This window comes from Citrobacter sp. Cpo012 (assembly GCF_030333015.1).
Taxonomy (GTDB): Bacteria; Pseudomonadota; Gammaproteobacteria; order Enterobacterales; family Enterobacteriaceae; genus Citrobacter; species Citrobacter portucalensis.
Map to the genome: position 1 here is coordinate 484,488 of NZ_JAOWGR010000037.1, position 22,470 is coordinate 506,957.

At 52.0% G+C, this 22,470-nt stretch carries 22 protein-coding genes; 8 read left to right on the top strand and 14 right to left on the bottom strand.

Going from position 1 to position 22,470, the window contains the following annotated elements; all coding sequences use genetic code 11:
- The first annotated feature begins 28 nt into the window (after positions 1-28).
- On the top strand, positions 29-1,339 hold the full coding sequence (locus OGX90_RS12205) for an MFS transporter (RefSeq protein ID WP_100272444.1): 1,311 nt from the start codon (positions 29-31) through the stop codon (positions 1,337-1,339).
- Between the two features lie 69 nt (positions 1,340-1,408).
- On the opposite strand, the gene OGX90_RS12210 is transcribed toward OGX90_RS12205, so the two are convergent.
- Positions 1,409-2,026 (bottom strand): glutathione S-transferase family protein, encoded by a 618-nt coding sequence (locus OGX90_RS12210; protein WP_008784816.1) that lies wholly within the window; start codon positions 2,024-2,026, stop codon positions 1,409-1,411.
- A gap of 112 nt (positions 2,027-2,138) precedes the next feature.
- Between OGX90_RS12210 and OGX90_RS12215 the strand changes: the two genes are divergently transcribed.
- Both OGX90_RS12215 and OGX90_RS12220 read left to right on the top strand, forming a co-directional pair.
- Positions 2,139-3,068: a LysR family transcriptional regulator gene (locus OGX90_RS12215; RefSeq protein ID WP_071445647.1), complete on the top strand. Its 930-nt coding sequence runs from the start codon at positions 2,139-2,141 to the stop codon at positions 3,066-3,068.
- An 89-nt stretch (positions 3,069-3,157) separates the two neighbouring features.
- Entirely contained in the window at positions 3,158-4,147 is a 990-nt protein-coding gene (locus OGX90_RS12220; protein ID WP_071445645.1) for a zinc-dependent alcohol dehydrogenase family protein, read from the top strand.
- A gap of 35 nt (positions 4,148-4,182) precedes the next feature.
- On the opposite strand, the gene OGX90_RS12225 is transcribed toward OGX90_RS12220, so the two are convergent.
- Genes OGX90_RS12225 through OGX90_RS12250 form a run of 7 tightly spaced genes read right to left on the bottom strand, consistent with a single transcriptional unit; the run spans position 4,183 to position 10,799 of the window.
- Complete coding sequence (locus tag OGX90_RS12225; protein WP_234692508.1) at positions 4,183-4,956, bottom strand: amino acid ABC transporter ATP-binding protein; 774 nt, start codon at positions 4,954-4,956, stop codon at positions 4,183-4,185.
- Positions 4,940-5,866 carry an amino acid ABC transporter permease gene (locus OGX90_RS12230; RefSeq protein ID WP_048214165.1) on the bottom strand — a complete coding sequence of 309 codons (927 nt, stop codon included), beginning with the start codon at positions 5,864-5,866 and terminating at the stop codon, positions 4,940-4,942. Before OGX90_RS12230 ends, OGX90_RS12225 begins: the two co-directional genes overlap by 17 nt.
- Positions 5,867-5,875: 9 nt before the next feature.
- A complete protein-coding gene (locus tag OGX90_RS12235) occupies positions 5,876-6,385 on the bottom strand; it encodes a GNAT family N-acetyltransferase (protein ID WP_003833076.1) in 510 nt (169 codons plus the stop codon).
- A gap of 10 nt (positions 6,386-6,395) precedes the next feature.
- A complete protein-coding gene (locus OGX90_RS23910) occupies positions 6,396-7,328 on the bottom strand; it encodes an ABC transporter substrate-binding protein (RefSeq protein ID WP_032943502.1) in 933 nt (310 codons plus the stop codon).
- Positions 7,329-7,340: 12 nt separating this feature from the next.
- Positions 7,341-8,654: an LLM class flavin-dependent oxidoreductase gene (locus OGX90_RS23915; RefSeq protein WP_502872848.1), complete on the bottom strand. Its 1,314-nt coding sequence runs from the start codon at positions 8,652-8,654 to the stop codon at positions 7,341-7,343.
- A gap of 25 nt (positions 8,655-8,679) precedes the next feature.
- On the bottom strand, positions 8,680-9,801 hold the full coding sequence (locus OGX90_RS12245; RefSeq protein ID WP_286623939.1) for an amidohydrolase: 1,122 nt from the start codon (positions 9,799-9,801) through the stop codon (positions 8,680-8,682).
- Entirely contained in the window at positions 9,801-10,799 is a 999-nt protein-coding gene (locus tag OGX90_RS12250) for an MsnO8 family LLM class oxidoreductase (protein WP_286623941.1), read from the bottom strand. The genes OGX90_RS12245 and OGX90_RS12250 overlap by 1 nt, the downstream gene beginning before the upstream one ends.
- Positions 10,800-11,313: 514 nt before the next feature.
- On the opposite strand from OGX90_RS12250, the gene OGX90_RS12255 reads away from it, so the two are divergent.
- On the top strand, positions 11,314-12,855 hold the full coding sequence (locus OGX90_RS12255; protein WP_286623943.1) for a methyl-accepting chemotaxis protein: 1,542 nt from the start codon (positions 11,314-11,316) through the stop codon (positions 12,853-12,855).
- Positions 12,856-13,135: 280 nt separating this feature from the next.
- The gene (gene ansP, locus OGX90_RS12260; RefSeq protein ID WP_003833088.1) at positions 13,136-14,578 is read left to right on the top strand and encodes an L-asparagine permease; all 1,443 of its coding nucleotides are present in this window, start codon (positions 13,136-13,138) and stop codon (positions 14,576-14,578) included.
- A gap of 41 nt (positions 14,579-14,619) precedes the next feature.
- Here ansP and OGX90_RS12265 read toward each other — a convergent pair whose 3' ends face one another.
- The 4 genes from OGX90_RS12265 to OGX90_RS12280 form a co-directional block, all read right to left on the bottom strand.
- Positions 14,620-14,841: a YgdI/YgdR family lipoprotein gene (locus OGX90_RS12265; RefSeq protein WP_003020157.1), complete on the bottom strand. Its 222-nt coding sequence runs from the start codon at positions 14,839-14,841 to the stop codon at positions 14,620-14,622.
- A 137-nt stretch (positions 14,842-14,978) separates the two neighbouring features.
- Entirely contained in the window at positions 14,979-16,040 is a 1,062-nt protein-coding gene (yncE, locus tag OGX90_RS12270) for a 7-bladed beta-propeller protein YncE (RefSeq protein ID WP_032943509.1), read from the bottom strand.
- Between the two features lie 252 nt (positions 16,041-16,292).
- Complete coding sequence (gene curA, locus OGX90_RS12275; protein ID WP_048214160.1) at positions 16,293-17,327, bottom strand: NADPH-dependent curcumin/dihydrocurcumin reductase; 1,035 nt, start codon at positions 17,325-17,327, stop codon at positions 16,293-16,295.
- Between the two features lie 58 nt (positions 17,328-17,385).
- On the bottom strand, positions 17,386-17,961 hold the full coding sequence (locus OGX90_RS12280) for a helix-turn-helix domain-containing protein (RefSeq protein WP_003833097.1): 576 nt from the start codon (positions 17,959-17,961) through the stop codon (positions 17,386-17,388).
- A 37-nt stretch (positions 17,962-17,998) separates the two neighbouring features.
- Here OGX90_RS12280 and OGX90_RS12285 point away from each other — a divergent pair, with 37 nt between their 5' ends.
- Positions 17,999-18,517 carry a GNAT family N-acetyltransferase gene (locus OGX90_RS12285; protein WP_048214158.1) on the top strand — a complete coding sequence of 173 codons (519 nt, stop codon included), beginning with the start codon at positions 17,999-18,001 and terminating at the stop codon, positions 18,515-18,517.
- Positions 18,514-18,963 (top strand): DMT family transporter, encoded by a 450-nt coding sequence (locus OGX90_RS12290; protein WP_048227592.1) that lies wholly within the window; start codon positions 18,514-18,516, stop codon positions 18,961-18,963. Before OGX90_RS12285 ends, OGX90_RS12290 begins: the two co-directional genes overlap by 4 nt.
- Positions 18,964-19,027: 64 nt before the next feature.
- On the opposite strand, the gene OGX90_RS12295 is transcribed toward OGX90_RS12290, so the two are convergent.
- Both OGX90_RS12295 and OGX90_RS12300 read right to left on the bottom strand, forming a co-directional pair.
- Positions 19,028-19,261, bottom strand: a complete 234-nt coding sequence (locus OGX90_RS12295) for a YdcY family protein (RefSeq protein WP_003020183.1) — start codon at positions 19,259-19,261, stop codon at positions 19,028-19,030.
- Between the two features lie 17 nt (positions 19,262-19,278).
- A complete protein-coding gene (locus tag OGX90_RS12300) occupies positions 19,279-20,877 on the bottom strand; it encodes an ABC transporter substrate-binding protein (RefSeq protein WP_286623946.1) in 1,599 nt (532 codons plus the stop codon).
- A gap of 282 nt (positions 20,878-21,159) precedes the next feature.
- On the opposite strand from OGX90_RS12300, the gene OGX90_RS12305 reads away from it, so the two are divergent.
- Complete coding sequence (locus tag OGX90_RS12305; protein ID WP_286623948.1) at positions 21,160-22,467, top strand: SrfA family protein; 1,308 nt, start codon at positions 21,160-21,162, stop codon at positions 22,465-22,467.
- The last annotated feature ends 3 nt before the right edge of the window (positions 22,468-22,470 follow it).

The following is a 22,470-nucleotide window of genomic DNA, read 5'->3' on the forward strand; positions in this document are numbered from 1 at the left end:
GCTCTCAACCTTATGAAAGGAGTGGGTGATGAACACAATAATAAAGCGTACAAAAGTGCGTTACGGCATTCTGATATTTCTGTTTCTTGCTACCGTATTTAATTACGCCGATCGCGCGACGTTATCCGTCGTGGCGCCGATTATGAGCAAAGAATTAGGTTTTGATCCTGAAGCAATGGGGCTGGCCTTTTCTGCCTTCGGTATTTCTTATGTAATTATGCAACTGCCCGGCGGCTGGCTCCTAGATCGCTATGGTTCTCGTCTGGTATACGGCTGCGCACTGATTGGCTGGTCGCTGGTAACGATGTTTCAGGGCACCATTTATCTGTACGCCAGCCCGCTTGTCGTATTGATTATCTTACGATTACTGATGGGTGCGATTGAAGCTCCGGCCTTTCCGGCCAACAGCCGATTAAGCGTGCAGTGGTTTCCTAATAACGAACGGGGCTTTGTTACCTCTGTCTATCAGGCCGCGCAATATATCTCGTTAGGGATTATTACGCCGCTAATGACGATTATTTTGCATAATCTCAGTTGGCACTTTGTGTTTTATTACATTGGGGCAATAGGCGTTATTCTTGGCATCTTCTGGTTGGTCAAAGTCAGAGACCCTATGCATCATCCAAAGGTGAACCAGCAGGAAATTGACTATATTCGGGAAGGCGGTGGTGAACCGTCGCTGGGTAATAAAAAAGAGCCACAGAAGGTTACCTTTGCGCAAATTAAAAGCGTCTGCGTCAACCGCATGATGATTGGCGTATATATCGGACAGTTCTGCGTGACATCAATTACCTGGTTCTTCCTGACCTGGTTCCCTACTTATCTGTATCAGGCGAAAGGCATGTCGATCCTCAAAGTGGGGTTTGTCGCCAGTATCCCTGCCATTGCCGGTTTTATCGGTGGATTATTAGGCGGTGTTTTCTCCGACTGGCTTTTAAAGCGCGGCTACAGCCTGACGATTGCCCGTAAGCTGCCGGTTATCTGCGGAATGCTGCTTTCCTGCGTCATCGTTATCGCCAACTACACCTCGTCAGAATTTGTGGTGATCGCGGCGATGAGTCTGGCGTTTTTCGCCAAAGGTTTTGGCAATCTGGGATGGTGCGTACTTAGCGATACCTCGCCAAAAGAAGTGCTCGGTATTGCAGGTGGCGTTTTCAATATGTGCGGCAATATGGCCAGTATCATCACGCCACTGGTGATCGGCATCATTCTGGCGAATACCCAGTCTTTTGATTACGCCATTCTGTACGTCGGTTCGATGGGGCTGATTGGCCTGATTTCTTATCTGTTTATCGTGGGTCCATTGGATCGTATTACGCTGACCCCTTCTGTCGCGTAATTTAAAACTTATGGCGATAGTTCGCCCGCTGTTCCGGGATTTGCACTCCTGCGGAACAGCGTTTTTTACTCAAATAATCTTATTGCTTTTCAGTACGGTACGCAGCCTCGGATGCTGACAAACCGCATCGGCGATGGCGCTAATATTCGGCGTGTTGTCCTGAAACCAGTCATGCCCTGGTCCCCAGGAGCGCATAACGGCAATGTAAATGTCCAGCAGTGTTAGCTGATCCCCAAATGCGTACGGCTCGGCGCTTAGCTGGTTGTTCAGCCACATATAGAGGGATTTACGGTACTCAATGCAGTTCTTTTTCAACTGCGCCGGGGCGTCCGGTACCCATCGGTCAGGATAATCGGCATAGGTAAACGTGGGATAGACATTTGCCACCAACCATATCAGCAGACGCTGAAACTGCTGGCGTTCGGCGTGTCCAACGGGTGGTGAAAGTTCGGGGCGACGATCGAGGATCATCAGCGCGATCGCCGCCGTTTCCGTCATTACGCTGCCATTTTCCAGTACCAGCGTGGGCACCTGGCATAGTGGATTCATTGTTTTAAGCAACTCCCGCGAAGGACCATCGCTGTCAAAACCGTCCACATCAATAAAGCTGTAAGGGATCTCCGCCAGTGTGAGCATCACTTCACTGATGGCCGATCCCCAGCCCGGTACCCCATAGACCTTAATCATGCTGCAACCCCCAACGTTAAAACCCTAAGTGTAGAGCAGCATTCGGCAACCTATGCAGACATGATTATTACTTTCATAATAACAATGGTCGAATACCGGGAGAGAATAAGCAATGCGTTCCAGTATGTTTGAATACATGAACATTTTTGTACAGGTTGTTGAGCAAGGTGGATTTGCCAGAGCCGCAGATGTGTTACACCTGCACCGCCCTGCGGTCACCAAAGCTATCCAACATCTTGAAGACGACCTGGGGGCAAAGTTGCTTAACCGCACGACTCGTAAAGTGAGTCTGACAGAAGAAGGTGATGCTTTTTACCAACGCACAAAAATACTGCTCAGTGACGTTGATGACATCATGGCTTCTTTCTCGCCAACTCGCCCGCCACGCGGAAAACTCAGGGTTAATGCACCTCTGTCGCTGGCGCACTCCGTGTTAGTTCCTGCGCTGAAAGATTTCCAGTCGCGGTATCCTGACATCGAGATGGTGCTCACCTCCACCGACCGTAGAATCGATATGCTTGCCGAAGGCATCGACTGCATGATCCGTATTGGCGAGCTACAAGATTCGACCTTGATCTCCAGGCGGCTTGGTGAGGTCAAAATGGTGACCTGTGCTTCACCGGATTATCTGCAAAAACAGGGGGTGCCGCAGGTACCAGAGGATTTATCCCGACACCAGGCGCTTAACTTTTTTAGCGAGCGTCATCGCGAAGCGCTGGAATGGACCTTCGTCAACAGAGGTAAAACCGAATCGTTCACCCCCGCAGGGCGGATAAGCGTTGATAACTCCGATATTCTGTTGACCGGCTGCTTATCTGGACTCGGCATTATACGTGGCGTTCATGCTGTTCTTGCGCCCTATCTTCAGTCAGGCCAGCTTGTTGAGGTGCTGGCCGATTATACCGGAGAATCAAAACCAGTTTCGGTGCTTTACCCGGACAGACGTCATCTCGCCCCTCGGGTTCGGGTATTCATTGACTGGTTATGCGAACTTTTTAGCCAACAAAAACCGCGACTTCAGGGATTATTACAAAATAAGTAATAGTGAAGTTCCGCAACAACGGTTTTTCACTCTCATCTGAGTCGTTAAATTGTGCAGACCCAATACAGAACAATTTACTGAGGTCTGCTATGTCTAAGGTCGTAGTTTTTAATCAAATTGGTGGCGCTGAAGTCCTGAAGATTCAGGAGATGCAGGTTCCCGCGCCTGATGCAAATGAGGTTCAGATCCGCGTGCGGGCTATTGGTATCAACCGTGCGGAAGTTATGTACCGCACCGGACAGTATATTTACCAACCTAATTTCCCGGCGCGACTGGGTTATGAAGCTGCCGGAGTCATTGAATCAGTGGGAGACAACGTACGTGAGTTTGCACCTGGCGATTACGTTAGCGTCATCCCGGCATTCAGCTTTCATCAATATGGAATGTATGGTGAAGTCGTTAATGCCCCCGCTCACGCGGTCGTAAAGCATCCACAAAACCTGAGCTTTACCGAGGCTGCTGCCAGCTGGATGATGTATGTGACCGCTTTCGGTGCGCTGGTTGAATATGCGGATATTAAGCCCGGTGATAACGTGCTGATCAATGCTGCTTCCAGCAGCGTCGGACTGGCGGCAATTCAGATTGCTAACATGCGGGGAGCAAAACCGATTGCGATGACACGGACCAGTGAGAAACGTGATCAGTTGCTGCAACTGGGCGCGGCAGAGGTTATTGCAAGCCAGGAGCAGGATCTGGTGGCCGAGATTCAGCGGATTACTGAGGGTAAAGGAACCCGCGTGGTGTTCGATCCGGTCGGTGGCCCAGCGGTGGCAAGAATTGCCCAAGTGATGCCAGCCGGTGGGCTCTTTTTCCAGTATGGTTCGCTTGATTCACGTGACCTTTCTATCCCGGTCATTGAGATACTCGGTCGCCATCTGACCTTCCGCGGCTATGAGATTTTCGAAATCACCACGGACGCAGAAAAACTTGCGCGGGCGAAACGGTTTATCTTTGAAGGATTGCAGTCTGGCCAGCTCAAGCCGCTGATTGATAAAACCTTTGCCTTTGATGATATCGTCGAAGCACATCAATACATGGAAGCCAACGGCCAGGTAGGCAAAATCGTCGTCACTCTGTAACCTCTGTGCGGCACAGCCTTGTGCCGCAATGTGTCTCAAAGCACTTTCGACAAAAACTGCTGAGTGCGCGTGTGGCGTGGATGATTCAGCACTTGCTCGCTGCTGCCCTGCTCGATGATTTTGCCATCGACCATAAACACCACCTGATCCGCCACTTCCCGGGCGAAGCCAATCTCATGCGTTACCACAACCAGCGTGGTTCCCGACTTCGCCAGCGCTTTAATGACATCCAGTACTTCACCGACCAGTTCAGGATCCAGTGCAGATGTAGGCTCATCAAACAGCATGACGCGCGGATTTAACGCCAGCGCACGGGCAATAGCGATACGCTGCTGCTGACCTCCGGATAAGTGGCGCGACCAGGCATCGGCTTTATTCCGTAACCCTACCGCATCAAGCAGAGTTAATGCCCGCTCGGTGGCGGTTTTACGCGTTGCCAGTCCGTGCGCAATGGGCGCTTCAATCAGATTCTCCAGAACCGTTAAGTGCGGGAACAGATTAAAGTTCTGGAACACATAGCCGACGTTAACACGCTGGCGCAAAATTTCCGCCTCTTTCAGCTCATACAGCTTGTCTCCCTGCCGACGATAGCCAATGTAATCGCCATCGATTTGAATAAACCCCTCATCGACGCGTTCCAGATGGTTGATGGCCCGCAGGAGTGTGGATTTCCCTGAACCGGACGGGCCAAGAATAACCGTTACCGTACCGGGAGGGACCTCCAGCGACACATTATCCAGCGCTTTGTGGCGACCATAGTATTTGCTGACGCCGGTAATAGAAATATGGCCTTCAGGCGAGTGGGACATGGACGGCCTCCTGCTGTGGACGTTGACGACTGCGTTTTTCTGCACGCCTCACCCGGGTTGTGTTGATCGCTGAACGTCGTTCGCTGCGTGCCAACGCACGTTCAACCAGGTGCTGAATTAACGACAGGACGCTGGTGATCACCAGATACCACACCGCACCCACCATCAGCAGCGGGATCACTTCCTGCGTGCGGTTATATATCATCTGGATGGTGTAGAACAGCTCCGGCATTGCCAGCACATATACCATCGCCGTCCCTTTCGCCAGGCTGATGATTTCATTGAATCCAGCAGGCAAAATGGTGCGCAGCGCCTGCGGCAGAATAATCCGCAGCGTACGTCGCCCTGCTGGTAAGCCCAGTGCTGCCGCTGCCTCGTACTGACCGTGATCGACCCCTAAAAATCCACCCCGAATAATTTCGGCGGTATAGGCGCTTTGCACCAGCGTCAGGCCAACCACCGCAGTGGAAAACTGACCGAGTACATTGATGGTCTCAAAACTTCCCCACTGAATGGGAGTAAACGGAATACCAATCGTCAACGTGTCGTACAGATAGGAGAAGTTGTACAAAACGATCAGCACCACAATCAGCGGTAACGAACGAAACAGCCAGATGTATCCCCATGCCAGACCGTTCAACAGCCAGGAAGATGAAAGCCGCGCCAACGCCAGCAGACCGCCGATGACAATACTCAACAGCGTCCCGATCAGCGTCAGTAACAGCGTTTGCCCGAGGCCGGACAAGATAACCGGATCAAAGAACCAGCGGGCAAACACGCTCCATTCCCAGCGCGGATTAAACGCCACGGACTGGAGAATTACCGCAAGGGCAAATAAGGCAATGACCGCGCCTACGGTACGCATGGGATAACGTGCCGGTACGACTCTAATGCTATCTGTCGTTTTCATTTTCTCTCCTCAGGCGATTCTGGCCTGACCGGCAATAGTCAGCAGTTTGGTAAAGCGCAGCCGTCCATCAAACGGCGGCAGGCTGTACTCTTCGGGATCGCGCGTCGTATCAAATTGCGGATCGTAGCCCTGGCTTAAATAAAGTCTGACGGCCTCCGGCTGGCGAAATCCCGTGGTCAGATAAATCCGGCTGTAGCCTGCGAGCAGCGCTCTACGTTCCAGTTCCTGCACCACGCGCGCCGCCAGCCCCTGCTGACGCAGGCTGCTTTTTGTCCAGATGCGCTTAATCTCGGCGGTATCTTTATCGTAAGGTTTGTAAGCCCCGGTGGCGATAATTTCGCCGCGGCGCTCCAGTACCACAAAAAGTCCCTGCGGCGCCAGATACCATTCGGTCAGTTCCACTTCAGCGTCGCGAGAAAAGTAATCGCCATAGCGGGCGGCATATTCACCGAACAGACCGTTCAAAATGGGCTGCAGCTCGCTGGCTTCCGGTGAGAGCACGCGAAATTGATCGCTCACGATGACCTCCTTAGTCGCCTAAACCGGCCGGGTTGATTTCAGATTGTGGAATGCGTTCCACCCCTTCTCCCCAGCGATTCAGCACCTTGTCATAGTCGCCGTTGCCAATCACGCCGTTGAGGGCGGTTTGTACCGGCAGAACCAGGCCGCTGTCTTTTTTCAGCGTCACAGCGATATGTGCCGCTTTTGGCCAACCGCCATCAACGCTACCCACTAATTGCGTTTTACCGTTGAGTGCAGCTTTCCACGCGCCGATTACATTAGGACCGAAGTACGCATCGGCGCGGCCCGACTGTAGGGCCAGGGTTTGCGCGGCATCATCTTTGGTATACACCGGCGTAAACGGCTGTAACCCTTTCTTAACGTTCTCATCGTTCCAGGCCAACAGAATGGCTTCCTGGTTAGTCCCCGAACCGACGATAATGCGTAGTCCTGCGATATCTTCCGCCTGCTCGATTTTCTTCAGTTTGCTGCCGGTTTTGACATAAAAGCCAAGAGAGTCCTTCCGATACGTCGCGAAATCGAATTTTTCTTTGCGTGCTTTGGTGACGGTAATATTGCTGATCGCGGCATCGTATTTGCCGGAAGTGACGCCCAGCGGCCAGTCTTCCCATGACGTAGGTACAACGTTGAGTTCCAGTCCCAGACTGTCAGCCACCAGACGCGCGATGTCCGCCTCGCTGCCGATCAACGTCTTATTGTCATCGGCAAAAACGGTCAGCGGTGGCTGGCTGAGCCCGGCAATCGCCACGGTGAATTTACCCGGTACGGCCAGGTGCAGGTTTGCGGGCAACTGCGCAATCGCCTGCGGATTCTTAGCTGTATTGATCGGCGCTTTATTGGCTTCCAGGCTTACGCCGGTGCCGTTAATCGTCACCTCATTTGCCCAAACGGTCGCGCTGAAAGCCAGTGACAGCGCGAGAAATACTGATTTTTTCTGCATAGCGTTTTTCTCTTATTGTGTGAATTGATTTGCAGGTGTCGCTAATCCCAGGCTTGCGCGCAGGGTCGTACCGGGGTATTCATGGCGGAACAGGCCGCGCGCCTGAAGCACGGGGACAACCTGTTCGACAAAACGCGGGAAGGTATCCGGCGTTCCGCCCTGGATGATAAAACCGTCTGCGGCTTTTTCGTCGAACCACTGCTGCAAGCCGTCGGCAACCTGTTGTGGCGTGCCGCTGAAACGCGGACGTGGACTGGCCGCTTCCAGAGCAACCTGACGAAGTGTTAAACCACGCTCGCGTGCGTTGCGCTTGATCTCATCAGTCGTACTGCGAAAGCTGTTTTGTCCGAGAGAGCCCAGATCCGGGAACGGTGCGTCCAGCGGATATTGGGCAAAATCATGATGTTCAAAGTAGCGGCCAAGATAGTTCAGCGCGTCAGTAACGGAGACCAGCGCAGCGGTAGTCTGATACTGCTGCTCAACGTCCTCTGCGCTGTCGCCAACAATAACGCTGACGCCCTGGAATATATGCAGTTGATCGGGATGTCGTCCGGCGACTTCCAGCTGGCTTTTTACATCCTGATAGAACGCTTTAGCCTCTGCCAGCGACTCCTGATGGGTAAAAATGGCATCAGCGTGCTGCGCCGCTAATTTCTTGCCATCTGCTGAAGCTCCCGCCTGAAATATAATCGGACGGCCTTGTGGTGTACGCCCAATATTTAATGGCCCAGCGACCTGGAAATAATCTCCATGATGGTTAAGCGTATGCAGCTTTTGCGGATTAAAAAATTCTCCACTTGTTTTATTACGGGTGAAAGCATCTTCTTCCCAGGAATCCCACAGTCCTTTCACTACCTGTAAATATTCATCAGCAATACGATAACGCTGGGCATGCTCTGGATGCTGAGCGCGAGAGTAGTTTTTTGCCGATCCTTCCAGAGGCGACGTCACCACGTTCCAACCTGCGCGCCCCTGGCTGAGATGGTCCAGGCTAGCGAACTGCCGTGCGGTCGTAAACGGCTCGCTATATGATGTGGACACCGTGCCAACCAGCCCCAGATTCTTGGTGATACTGGCCAAAGCGGATAATACTGTCAGCGGCTCAAAACGATTTAAAAAGTGCGGGATTGATTTTTCATTAATATACAGACCATCGGCGACAAAAATAAAATCCAGCTTCCCTTTTTCCGCAATAAGCGCCGTCTCTTTGACAAAATCAAAATTAATACTGGCATCAGCCTGAGCCGCCGGATGGCGCCATGCGGACATATTTCCAGATGCGCCATGTAGAATAGTGCCGAGCCGTAGTTGCCGATTTCCAGCCATAATAACCCCTACCCAACAGGTAAACTTAAAGGTGTGCGAATGCCGTTTTTGCTAACTGCGCAAAGTAGTGCGCGGCAGGTTCAATTAAACGCTCGTCCGGATTAAATCCCGGGTGATGTAATCCGTATTCACTGGCGCTGCCAATACTGACAAATGCGCCAGGTGTATTTTGCAGGTAGACGGCAAAATCCTCCCCGCCCATATGCAGGTCGGCATGGTGGGTGGTATAGCCTGACTGTTTCGCCACCGCGGTGGCAATATCGGACCAACGATCATCATTTACCAATGCGGTTGGTCCCGCATGCCAGATTACGTCGATTTGTGCGCCAAAGGCGTGGGCAAATCCGGCGGCGATGTCATTAACGCGGGCCTTAACCTGCTGCTGCACCTGGGGTCGGTGCGTTCTGAGTGTCCCTTCCAGCTCAACGGACTCCGGCAGTACGTTCCATGTGTTTCCTCCCTGAATACGGGTCACACTGAGCACCACCGAATCCAGCGTGTTTATGTCGCGGCTGGCAACGCTTTGCAGCACCGTTACCAACTGGCTGGCGAGCAGGATGGCATCTTTACCTTCATGCGGACGCGCCGCATGTGCGCCCTTGCCATTAATGCGCAGTACGAAGCGGTCGACATTGGCATAAAATGCGCCGCCGCGTGTGGCAAATTCGCCCACCGGCAAACCGGGCTCATTGTGCATACCGAAAATAGCCGCTACGTTTTGCAGCGCACCGGCGCGGATCAACGTTTTTGCGCCGCCGAAACTCTCTTCAGCTGGCTGAAACAAAATACGTACTCGCCCCGGTAAGGTTATTTCCTGCTGTTTTAGCAGCAGTGCTGCACCAAGCATGACGCTGGTATGGACGTCATGCCCGCAGGCATGCATCACGCCCGGCGTGAGTGAACGAAACGGAACATCGGCGCTTTCTTCTATCGGTAGCGCGTCGATATCCGCCCGCAGCGCGATGACATCTTCTCCCTGACCAATTTCCACGACCAGACCGGTTTTCAGCTCGAACGGCAGAATGTCGACGTCCGCAGCGTGCAACCAGGCGTGAATGCGCGCCGTGGTTGCTTCCTCCTGCAGGGAAAGCTCCGGATGCTGATGTAGTTCACGACGCCAGTCGATAAGCGTTGATCCGAGAGTCATCAGAGCACCTCCACGGCGTTATGGGCTTGCGCTAACAAACGCAGCGATGTCAGACGCGCATGCCCTTGCGCCACTGGCGTGTCGATAATGAACTCGTCAATGCCAAATTGCGTATGCAGAGCATTCAGCTTTGCCATCACCTCCTGAGCTGTGCCATGTAGCAACGCCTGCTCACGACGCGCGATTTTGCTTGGTGGGCTGCCAGACTGAGCGGCAAACGCCAGCGCCTGTTCTTCGCTGGCTACCGTGACACGTTGACCATCTTCCAGCTCCACGCCCCAGATTTGTACGTTTTCCGCCAGTTGCGCAGCGGTGTCGTAACTGTCAGCCACAATTACCTGCACGGCGACTATCGTCGGGCGTGCACTGTGGGTCTGCCAGAAGGACAAAACGTCATGCAATAACGCTTTGTCACCATTGAGGTGCGCTGCGAAGATGAAATTCCAGTCGGATTGCGCTGCTAACTGCGCGCTTTGCACACTGGCTCCCAGTACAAACTTTTCCGGTGGTATCGGTGGAATTGGCGTCGGGAATACCGTTTCCCCGCTTTCCGTTCCGCTCAGCGCCAGCCAATCGTTAAGCAAAGAAAGCTGGTCGGCAAAACTGCCTTTTTCTTCCTGATGCAGCCCATGCTGTAACGCCTGGGTCGACAGCGGTAAGCCGCCAGGGGCTTTCCCTACGCCGAGATCAACACGTCCAGGAGCCAGCGATGCCAGAAGATTGAAGTTTTCCGCCACTTTGTACGGGCTGTAATGTTGCAGCATTACGCCGCCGGAACCTACGCGGATATGCTGGGTTTGCCCGAGGATCCAGGCGATCACCAGCTCCGGCGATGGGCTGGCCAGCTGTGCCGTATTATGGTGTTCCGCGATCCAGAAACGATGGCACCCCCACTCTTCTGCCAGTTGCGCCAGGCGCAACGTACGGGAAAGCGCGGTCGCGGCAGTTTCACCTTCACCGATGGGGCTTTTATCCAGAATACTCAGGCGATATGACATGTTACGAGCCTATGTTTGTTAACATGTCTTTATTATTAATTTATCAAATAGCCATACTGAAACATTTAATTCACATTTACTCAGCTAAAAAGTAGATAACAGCCCCTGTCGCTGCCAGGGTTAAAATTTGGATCGCCCAGTACTGGTTGTAACGCTAAACAGAAAAACGCCCGCAATTAATAGCCTACAAAATATAATAGGGTCGTTGGAATCACGGTAATAACATCAAAATCATTTCATGCCAGTTTTCTTTTTACGAAAAGGTTTTTTAACGCGATTTACGTTAAGTCAGTTTAAACGACTTGTCACGTTATGCGCTTGTATTAATTGTTTCACTTTTATGACACAGGATGAATGATTTACATAGGAATTTTTATTTTAACTACTTCCACAGAATTGATGATTAGTAGAGAATGCAACGTTCTTATTAAAACGGTTTAAAACAGATTTTAATATCCCCCGATTTTATTGCGGGGATTTTTGTATGGATTATACATAGCACCATGGGACCTCTATGAAAAGTAACATGCTCGTTACACAAATTGAGCACGCACTTAACGATAAAGCGACGCTGCTTTCTACGACGGATAAAGAAAGTCATATTACCTACGCCAACTCCGCGTTTATTGATGCCAGCGGATTTAACGAACACCAGTTAATGGGCGAACCACATAATATTATTCGCCATCCCGATATGCCTCCCGCGGCGTTCGCCGATATGTGGTACACGCTACAGCAGGGAGACAGCTGGACGGGGATGGTGAAAAACCGTCGACAGAATGGCGACCATTACTGGGTTCGCGCCAACGTTACGCCAGTCTGGCACAATGAAAAACTCACCGGCTACATCTCGGTGCGTACCGTTCCTTCGCGCGATGAAATAACTCAAAGCGAAAGCTTATATCAAAAAATTAATAATCAGCAGCTTAAAGGGTTTCGTCTTTTTAAAGGCATTATCATTCGTCGCGGAATATTGTCATGGGCATCAATGTTTAAATGGCTGAGTATTAGCCAGCGCGTCAATTATTCTTTAGGGGTAATCGCCCTGCTCGCTGTGCTATTTCTCTTCGCTCCTGTTAATCCATTTATTCAGGCGGGAGGGTTATTGTTCTTATTTCTGATGCTTGCTATTTACCTTAAGTATCAAATTTGTCAGCCAGTTAATACGCTACTGACGCAAATGAAGAGAGTGGTATCCGGGAGAAAACCTGATAACTGTCATTTAAATCGGGTGGATGAGATCGGAATGCTGATGCGTCTGGTTAATCAGTCCGGGCTTAATCTGAATTCCCTGGTCGATGATGTCAGTACGCAAATATCCGGTATTCGCGCCATCAGTCAGCGGGTATCAAAAGAAGGTACGGCGCTGCACAAGCGTTCAGAAGAAACCTCCGCCGACCTGCAACAAACCGCTGCCGCCATTGAAGAAATTGGTAGTGCGGTACAGCAAACTGCTGAGACTGCGGCTCATACTATGACCATGGCCGATAAAACCAGCGCCAATGCGGCAGAAGGCGGCGATATTATGAAACAAACTATCGCCATGATGCAGGCGATATCGCGTGACAACGGGCAGATAGTCGACATCATCGGCGTTATCGACAGTATTGCTTTCCAGACTAATATTCTGGCGCTCAATGCCGCGGTTGAAGCCGCGCGGGCCGGGGAGTCCGGGCGTGGTTTTGCCGTTGTGGCGGCAGAGGTCCGTAATCTGGCGCAGCATTCGGCGTCTGCAGCAAAAGAGATCAAACAGCTGATTGAGAAGAATGTCGCTAACGTTAACAGCGGTGTCAAAATGGTGGAGCAAACGGAAACGCATCTCACTGGGATGATTGGCGATGTCCTGCAGATGTCGATGATGATCAAAGATATTAGTCTGGCGACGCGTGAGCAAACCCAGGCGCTGGATCTGATTAACGATTCGATTTCACGCGTTGGCACCATGACACACAATAACGCCGAGATGGTGGAGCGTGTCACCGATGCTACCGCCGATTTGACTCAACGTTCATCGCGCTTACAGCAGGCCGTTCAGGTCTTTGGCGTATCAGCATAACCTTACGGCGCTTATCGGGTGAATGTCTCGATAAGCGCACACCTCTCCACGTATTTACGCCCTTCTCTTTTATTGGCTGAATCGAGGCCACACCGCGCCAGTGCTGGCTGTACAAAAATGCTGAATTCTTGTTATCGGGGCTTTGCGGAACCGAACAATTGAATGTAGGATGCTCGGCCGGCAGTTTTCCCCCGTAACACAATGAAGGGTAAGGCTGTTTTCGCCGCAGCAGGTGCGGCAAAAAGGATTTTGTATTTTTGTCAGGTCAACAGGAAAAGTAATGAACACAAACAACACGCAAGCCGCGGAACAACATGCGGCGAAACGACGCTGGTTGAATGCCCACGAAGAGGGGTATCACAAAGCGATGGGTAATCGACAGGTACAAATGATCGCCATTGGCGGGGCAATTGGTACCGGGTTGTTTTTAGGGGCTGGCGCACGCTTGCAAATGGCGGGTCCTGCTTTGGCGCTGGTCTATCTGGTGTGCGGTATTTTTTCGTTCTTTATACTGCGTGCGCTTGGTGAACTGGTTTTACATCGCCCTTCCAGCGGCAGCTTTGTCTCCTACGCCCGTGAATTTTTAGGTGAGAAAGCCGCCTATGTGGCTGGCTGGATGTACTTCATCAACTGGGCGATGACCGGCATTGTCGATATCACCGCGGTGGCGTTGTATATGCATTACTGGGGCGCATTTGGTGATGTACCGCAGTGGGTGTTCGCCCTCGGCGCGCTGGCCATTGTCGGCACCATGAACATGATCGGCGTGAAGTGGTTCGCGGAGATGGAGTTTTGGTTTGCGCTGGTCAAAGTGCTGGCGATTGTGATTTTCCTGGTGGTGGGTACCGTCTTTTTAGGCACTGGAAAGCCGCTGGATGGTAACGCCACCGGTTTTCACCTGATCACCGACAACGGTGGATTCTTCCCACATGGCCTGCTGCCGGCGCTGGTACTGGTCCAGGGGGTGGTTTTCGCGTTTGCCTCCATTGAACTGGTGGGAACCGCTGCTGGAGAATGCAAAGATCCGCAAACCATGGTGCCAAAAGCGATCAATAGCGTTATCTGGCGTATTGGTCTGTTCTATGTGGGTTCTGTCGTGCTGCTGGTTCTGTTACTGCCGTGGAATGCCTATCAGGCGGGGCAAAGCCCGTTTGTTACCTTCTTCTCCAAACTGGGCGTGCCGTATATCGGCAGTATCATGAATATTGTGGTGCTCACCGCGGCGCTTTCCAGCCTTAACTCTGGGCTGTACTGCACCGGGCGTATTTTACGTTCCATGTCGATGGGCGGATCGGCGCCTAAATTCATGGCTAAAATGAGCCGTCAACAAGTACCCTGGGCTGGGATCCTCGCCACGTTGGTCGTCTATGTCGTCGGGGTATTTCTGAACTATCTGGTACCGTCGCAGGTGTTTGAGATCGTGTTGAACTTCGCGTCGTTGGGCATTATTGCGTCGTGGGGCTTTATCATGGTCTGTCAGATGCGTCTGCGCCGGGCCATAAAAGAAGGTAAAACGGCAGACGTCAGCTTTAAACTGCCGGGCGCTCCGTTTACCTCGTGGCTAACCCTACTATTCCTGCTGAGCGTGCTAGTGCTGATGGCGTTTGACTATCCAAACGGCACCTACACCATCGCGTCATTACCGTTGATTGCCATCCTGCTGGTTGCAGGGTGGTTCGGCGTGCGTAAACGCGTCGCGGAAATCCACCGCACCGCGCCGTAATGGCTGAAGGCCTGACTGGTTAACCCTTCAGGCCTTCATTTTTAGTTCGCTTCAATCAACTGCGCTACATCGTTGCTGTTAATTTCCCGCGCATTTCCATCCTGATCGGTATAGCTGGTCATTCCCGTATCTTTATCCAGTTTTGGCTTACCCTGGGTGGTGATGGTTTGTCCGCTTTTGGTCGTCATGACGTAATCGGTGGTACATCCTGCAAGGGTAAACAGCATTACGCCTGCACAAAGACAGATAAATGGCTTTTTCATGGTATTCCCGTGTTATTCAGTTAGCCGTTGAGGGCGTAGTGTAAGTCCCTGAAGTGGCTCGGGCTACCGCCGGGGTGTAACGAGGCGTATCGTGGGGTTTAGAGAAATGACAGGAGGGGTTTCCCCCTCCGGATGTTTTATAGCGCAATACGAATAACATCGTCCGGCTGGGTGGCTTCCTGCTCGCGGGTAGATTTCTGTTTCACGCTGACATACAGGGTTTTACCATCGGCGGAGAGCGCCAGGCTATTCGGGAACGTTGGGGTCTCGAATGTTTTGACGACTTTATAGCTTTTCGCGTCGATCACACTCACTTTACCGGCCTGGCGATGAGTCACGTAGGCTTCATTACGCGTTGGGTTGAACAACACGGCCAGGGATTCCGGCGCGGCTACTTTTGCCAGTACATTGCCATTACGGGTATCGATTACCAGCACTTCCGCCGCTTTAGAGTCGGTGACAAATGCGCGGTTGCCCGCTGTGTCCAGGCTCAGGTTGATAAAGAAATGCTCTTTCCCGTCATCCAGCAGTTTTTTGCGGCTGAGAATTTTGTTAGTGGCGGTGTCAATGGTAATGAATTCACCGTCCGCATTGGCGGTGTACAGGCGTTTAGCCTTGCTGTCGACAGCCAGAGCAGTGCTCATTTTGCCGGTATTCTGGATGGTGTCCTTCAGCTTGATCGTCTCACCGTCCACCACCCAAACCACGCTCTCTTTACCAATACCGCTAATGTATACCGTGTTGGTAGCATCATCGGCGACCAGCTCACGCGGCTGCAGCGGGCGAACGTCTTCAGAACGTTTACGCGCATCCAGCACCAGACGTCCTTTCACCGCACCCGTTTTGGCATCCATCGCCGTTACCGCGCTGTTTACCGTATTGCCGAACCACAGCGTTTGCGTGGCGTTGTTGATGGTGGCACCAAACGGTTTGAGATCGTTATGAATCACCTGGGTCACTTCGAGGGTGACCGGGTCAAGACGATAAACCACCCCGCCGGTATCCAGTTTGCGGCTCTGTGAGGTCGCCAGCCACAGCGCGTTCTCTTGCTGGCTGTACGCCATTTCATAGGCGCCTTTGCCGACGGCTTTGCGCAGCAGTTCTTCTGCAGCCTGCGTAGTAAAAGATGATGCAACGAGCAGTGAACCTAACAGTAAAGAACCACGCAGACGCGGCGAAAACAGATGACGTAAAGACATGACGACTCCCTTTGATAAATTCGTTTGTTACTGCTTCACATAGCTTCAATGAGCAAAATCATGGTTCTGCCTTTTTAAGAATGAGAATAGTAATCATTATTTATCTCAATGTGGAGTGTTTATTCGCTTTCGGGTAGTAACCTTCTTATTTTCTCCATGAATACCAGATAACGACATTGGCATTTTACCAGGCCTACATTTTGTACGAAGCAGGCCTGGTTACAGGCATTCACCGTCTTCCACCTTTACGCATCAATCCTCAGCAAGACGAATCACTACCTTGCCGAAGTTTTTGCCGGTCAGCAGACCGATAAAGGTTTGTGGCGCATTTTCCAGACCGTCGGTCACCTGCTCGCGGTAGTGGATTTTGCCCTCTTTAACCCAGCGCCCCATCTCCCGCTGAAACTCATGAATACGGTGTCCATAATCCTGACCAATGATAAAACCCTGCATGCGGATACGCTTTTTCAGCAGCGTTGCCATTAACAGCGGTAATCTGTCAGGTCCGGCCGGAAGCGACGTTGCGTTATAACCGCTGACCAGGCCACAAAGCGGGATCCGCGCTGAGGTGTTGAGTAACGGCAAGACAGCATCAAATACTTTTCCTCCGACGTTTTCGTAATAAATATCAATACCCTGCGGACAGGCTTTTGCCAGTTGTTGCGCAAAATCTTGTGCGTGGTGATCGAGACAAACATCAAAACCCAATACCTCGGTGGCATGTCGGCATTTCTCTGCCCCACCCGCCACACCGATCACCCGACAACCCTTAAGCTTACCGATCTGCCCGACCGTTGCGCCAACCGGCCCGGTTGCGGCAGCTACCACCAGCGTTTCCCCCGCTTTTGGCTGACCAATATCCAGCAGGCCCATATAAGCGGTAAACCCCGGCATACCCATAACACCCAGCGCCCAGGAGGGATGCTCGGGATGATCGCCAAGCTTCACCAGCCCGTTTCCGTCGGAGATGTCATAGTCCTGCCAACCGCTGTAGCTCAATACCCATTCGCCTGGCTGGTAGTCCGGATGGTGGGATGACACCACGCGACTTACGGTACCCCCCACCATGACACCACCAATCTCTACTGGTGGTGAGTAAGATGGCTCATCGCTCATGCGGCCACGCATGTAGGGATCAAGGGAAAGATAAACGGTGCGCAACAACATCTGGCCTTCGCCCGGTGTTGCGACTTCATCTTCTTCAAGACGGAAGTTCTCTGGGACTGGCGCGCCATGTGGACGGGAAGCCAGTACCCAACGACGGTTACGATTAGTCTGTTGACCCATGATGTGCTCCTCTGCTTTTGGCATGAATCCATCAATAGTAGCAGCCCGTTCCTGCTATTTAGCTGACGACGTGATTTAACCGCACAACCAGGTAAACGCAAGGTTGCGCGGTTTCATTGATAAACCGACAGTCATTCGGCGGGCCAAGTTCCAGGCAATCACCTGCCTGCATTTCATGGCGTACGTCCCCTTCGACAAAGACTAATTCCCCCTGCTGTAACCAGATAAGTTGTCTGGCCTGCACATAGGAAGAGGCTGGCATCGGGATATCACTTCCGGCAGGTAATTCGATCTGCACCAGATCGATAGGCAGATCGCTGCGCGGTGAAACATGGCGGCGCAGATAGTGGCTTTGTGGATCGTGCCAAACAGGCTGATCGACGAAGCGCAATAGCTTGCCCTCCTGCATTTCAGCCCGCGCAATCAGGGTAGACATGCTGATGCCAAACGCGCCGGAAAGCCTGCCCAGCAGCGTAGCCGTTGGACTACTCTCGCCGCGCTCTATTTTATGGATCATGGCCCGCGACACACCCGCGCGCTCGGCAAGTTCCGTGAGTGACCAACCGCGAGATTCCCGCTCAATGCGAATTCTTGCACTGATCCGTTGATTTATGCTGTCTTCAATAGTATTCATATTGTAATACTATAGTGAACAACCCCTGAGGTTCAACATGTCAATTCGATTTGCCAGCAAAGAAGACTGCGCCGCCATTGCAGAAATCTACAACCATGCGGTACTGCATACGGCGGCTATCTGGAACGATCAAACGGTCGATGCCGAAAACCGTATTTCCTGGTATGAAGCCCGCCAATTGATGGGGTATCCGGTGCTGGTGAGTGAAGAGAATGGCGTGGTTACGGGATACGCCTCCTTTGGCGACTGGCGTAACTTTGATGGCTTCCGTCATACCGTTGAACATTCGGTGTATGTTCATCCTGAACATCAGGGAAAAGGGCTAGGACGGGCACTGCTCAGCAGACTGATAGACGAAGCCCGCGCATGCGGCAAGCATGTGATGGTGGCAGGTATTGAGTCTCAGAATCAGGCATCACTGCATCTGCACAGCTTGCTGGGTTTTAAAACCACCGCGCAAATGCCGCAGGTTGGAACCAAATTTGGCCGTTGGCTGGATCTGACCTTCATGCAGTTACAGCTAGACGATCGCCGCGATCCGGATGCCTGTAGATGAATCAGACGCTGACCCTCTCCTTTCTGATTGCCGCAGGTATTGGTCTGGTGGTGCAAAATACCTTGATGGTACGCATCACCCAGACGTCCTCGACGATCCTCATCGCCATGTTGCTTAACTCGCTGGTCGGGATTGTGCTGTTTGTCAGCATACTGTGGTTTAAGCAAGGAGCTGCGGGATTTGGAGAACTGGTTTCCAGCGTGCGCTGGTGGACGCTCATCCCCGGATTGCTTGGATCGTTCTTTGTTTTTGCCAGTATCAGTGGGTACCAAAATGTGGGGGCCGCTACCACTATCGCGGTGCTGGTGGCTAGCCAGTTAATCGGCGGACTGGTGCTGGATATTCTACGTAGTCACGGCGTGCCGCTGCGGGCGTTGGTAGGTCCGGTCTGTGGCGCGGTGCTGTTGGTCATCGGGGCGTGGCTGGTGGCGAGACGTTCATTTTAATTGCCTGATGGCGCTTCGCTTATCAGACCTACAGAACGTGCCTGTAGGTCGGATAAGGGAAATATCAGAGGATTGTGCCGCCTTTGGTCAACTGTTCGCGACGGGCTTCCATATCTTCTTTATGCTGACGGCCATGATGTGCGATAGCCGTACGCAAACGCTGTTGCTGGGTATAGCGGTCTTCCCGGCTCAACGCGACATCATCGCTGAGCTCAATCAGCAATTCATTCATATGCGTAATGACGCTCTCTTCAATGGCGGCATCAACACGTGCGCTGACCTCATCCAGATGCGACATAACCTCTCCTTAACTCATTAATTTAATTTTGCTTTTGAAAAATCACTGCCCATCAGGCTGACGCTGTATCCGCTGACGTTGCTGCGCGTAGCGTAGAACGTTTTACCGTTTGCCAGAGCTATCCACGGAGCCTGCTGGTAGAAAATCTCTTGCGATTGCTGGTAAAGCGCGGCGCGCTCTTCCGGTTTACTCACCAGCTTCGCCTTTTGAACCAACGAATTATACTCTTTATCGCACCAGCGCGCGGCGTTAGATCCGGTTTTTATGCTGTCGCAGCCCAGCAGCACATCGGCGAAGTTATCCGGATCGCCGTTGTCTGACATCCAGCCAAACAACGCGGTGTCATGCTCACCTTTACGCATTCCGGAGAGATATTCCCCCCACTCGTACGACACAATTTTCGCCTTCACGCCCACCTTTGCCCAGTCGTTCTGGATCATCTCAGCAATCCGTCGGGAGTTCGGGTTGTAAGGGCGCTGAACCGGCATTGACCACAGCGTCGCTTCAAAGCCGTTTTCCAGCCCCGCCTGCTTCAGCAGATCTTTTGCCTTTTGCGGGTCGTAAGCGTAATCCTGCAGATCTTTATTGAAGCCCATCATATTCGGCGGAATCGGCGATTTTGCCACCGTACCGGAACCTAAAAAGACGGCGTTAATAATGGCCTTTTTATCGGTCGCGTAGTTTAGCGCCTGACGCACCAGTACGTTATCAAACGGTTTTTTCTCGGTATTAAACGCCAGATATCCGACGTTCAGCGCTTCAACCGAATGCAGCGTCAAATCTTTATTCTTTTTAATCTCGTCAAACTGTACGGGGGCTGGCGCCGGGATTATCTGGCACTCATTGGTTTGCAGTTTTGCCAGCCGCGTCTGGACGTTTGGCGTGATTGAGAAGATCAGGTGCTTCGTTGGAACGGCGCCATCCCAGTAGTTAGGGTTGGCAAGATAGCGGATTTGCGAGTCCTGCTTGTACTGTTGAAACACGTAAGGACCGGTGCCAATCGGCCAGTTATCGACGTTTTCCGGGGTGCCTTTTTTCAGCATCTCGTCGGCATATTCCGCAGAAAGGATGGAGGCAAAATCCATACCCCAGTCGGCAAGAAACGCGGCATTAGGTTCATTGAGGACAAACTGAACGTGATAATCATCGACCTTCTTCACTTCTTTAATCAGTTTATCCAGACCAACATCGTTAAAGTATTCGTAGCTTCCCTGAGAAACCTTGTGATAAGGATGATCGGCATCTTTCTGCCGTAATACCGAGAAAATCACGTCATCTGCGTTGAAGTCGCGAGTCGGTTTAAAGAATTTATTACTGTTGAATTTCACGCCCTGACGCAGGGTAAACGTATAAGTCTTACCGTCCGGAGAAATCGTCCAGTCTGTTGCCAGAGACGGTATCGGGGTATTTTTTACCGGATCAAAGTTAATGAGTCGGTTGTAGAGCACCTGTGAACTGGCCACAAATGAAGGACCTGAACTGGCGATTTGCGGGTTAAATGACTCCGGAGATGCTTCAGAGCAATAGATGATGGTGTCAGTATTGGCCGCGAACGCAGCGCCTGACGGTAAGACAGCGCTGAGAGCCAGCGCGAGTAACGTTTTCCTTGCAATCATGGTTATAAGCCTTCTTATTTTATTATTAACAGGGATATCAGAGCATAGCTGACAAAAACTGACCAATAACAAATCACTATCAGGTTATTCTAATCCGGTGTATTTCGCTGAATAATTCATCACTCCAAGCGAATTAATTTCCCTTAAGTCTTTTTCAAAACGTCAAGATTTTTCCCGGCACTCTATGCCATGAAAATTAGCCCCTTTTTGCCTCTCTTTCGCCGTTTGCTCGTTTTTATAAAACGTAAAGTAGATACGTGAAGAAGTCTAAGGGGTAACAACGTGGCAAAAACTCTCTTGCGCAGCGGCAATTTGGATGACTATCAGGCCGTGGGCGGCGGTGGTCAGGCCGTGTTTGATTCAGCATTGCAAATTCGTGAAACGCTTCGTCTGCGTAAACAGCAGGCGATGGTGGATTGTCTGGCGATCCCACAAATTAACGACAACGGCGATCGGGTTGACTGGTATTCCCCGATAGAAGGGAAAGCCGTGGCGTGGAAAGCCGCTGATGAAGAAGCACGTTTTCGTGCGCTGCGCTATCTGGGGAGCACGCTGGAAAATGCGGCGACCCTGAGCCGTAAAAGCCTGCAATCGGGGAAAACCTCCCTACAGCTGTTTGGCTCACTGCTCGAGAAAGCCATCCAATTTCCCGGTGAAAATCACGTGTTTCTGGTTGATGGTAAACCCGTTATTACATTCTGGGGCTTCGTCAATCTGAATGAAAATCCTCGCGCCGATGTGCTCGACTGCCTGCGCATTGCCGATGTTCCTCCTGTGGTTACCGTAGCAGAGCCAGAACAGGAAGAAGAAATCGCACCGGAAATTACCTTTGCCGAGGCCGATGTCCCCTTACTGACGCCGGTCGTTGATCAGCCAAAACCGGCTGAACCTGAACCTCAACCCCCGGTTATTGTTAACGAACCTGAAGTCACTGCGTCGCCGGTACAGGAGAAGCCCATACGCCGCCTGCCGCTGTGGAGCCTCCCCGTTGCCGCAGTGATTATTGCAGCCATCGTTGGGCCGCTGCTGTGGAAGCAACAGACCACCCAGCCCGTACCCGCAGTAGCCGCTATTGAAGTCGCTAAGGTTGATATGGCACCGCTGCCAGCACTGACATCTGCACTGCCCCTGCATCGTGCTGAAGTGACCCCAACTGCGAAGAAAGAGAAACCTGTCGAAGGACCGGTGGTGATCGCCGCAATTCCAAAAGATGCGCTGGTGATGGATGCCAACCAGATGAAGGCAGGAACGACGCGTTTTCTCAACGGTAACTGGCGCGTCATAGTCGATGTTAAAGATCCGGTGAGCGGCAAAGCGCCGTCGCTGCGCTATCAGATTCAGGCCAATAAAGGCACTGCGCGCGTGGTTCATGGTGACAATATTGTTTGTCGTGCCGAGATTTTCTCTGGTTTGCACCAGTCGGGTGAATTAATGATTAAGAGTCGCGGCAATGCCCGTTGTACCGACGGTTCACGTTATCCGATGCCTGAAATTACCTGTAAAGCGGGAACCAATGACGTCGCCGCCTGTACCGCGCGTTATGACGATCACGCGGAAATCCCTCTGACGATCAAAAAGATAGGTGCCTGATTT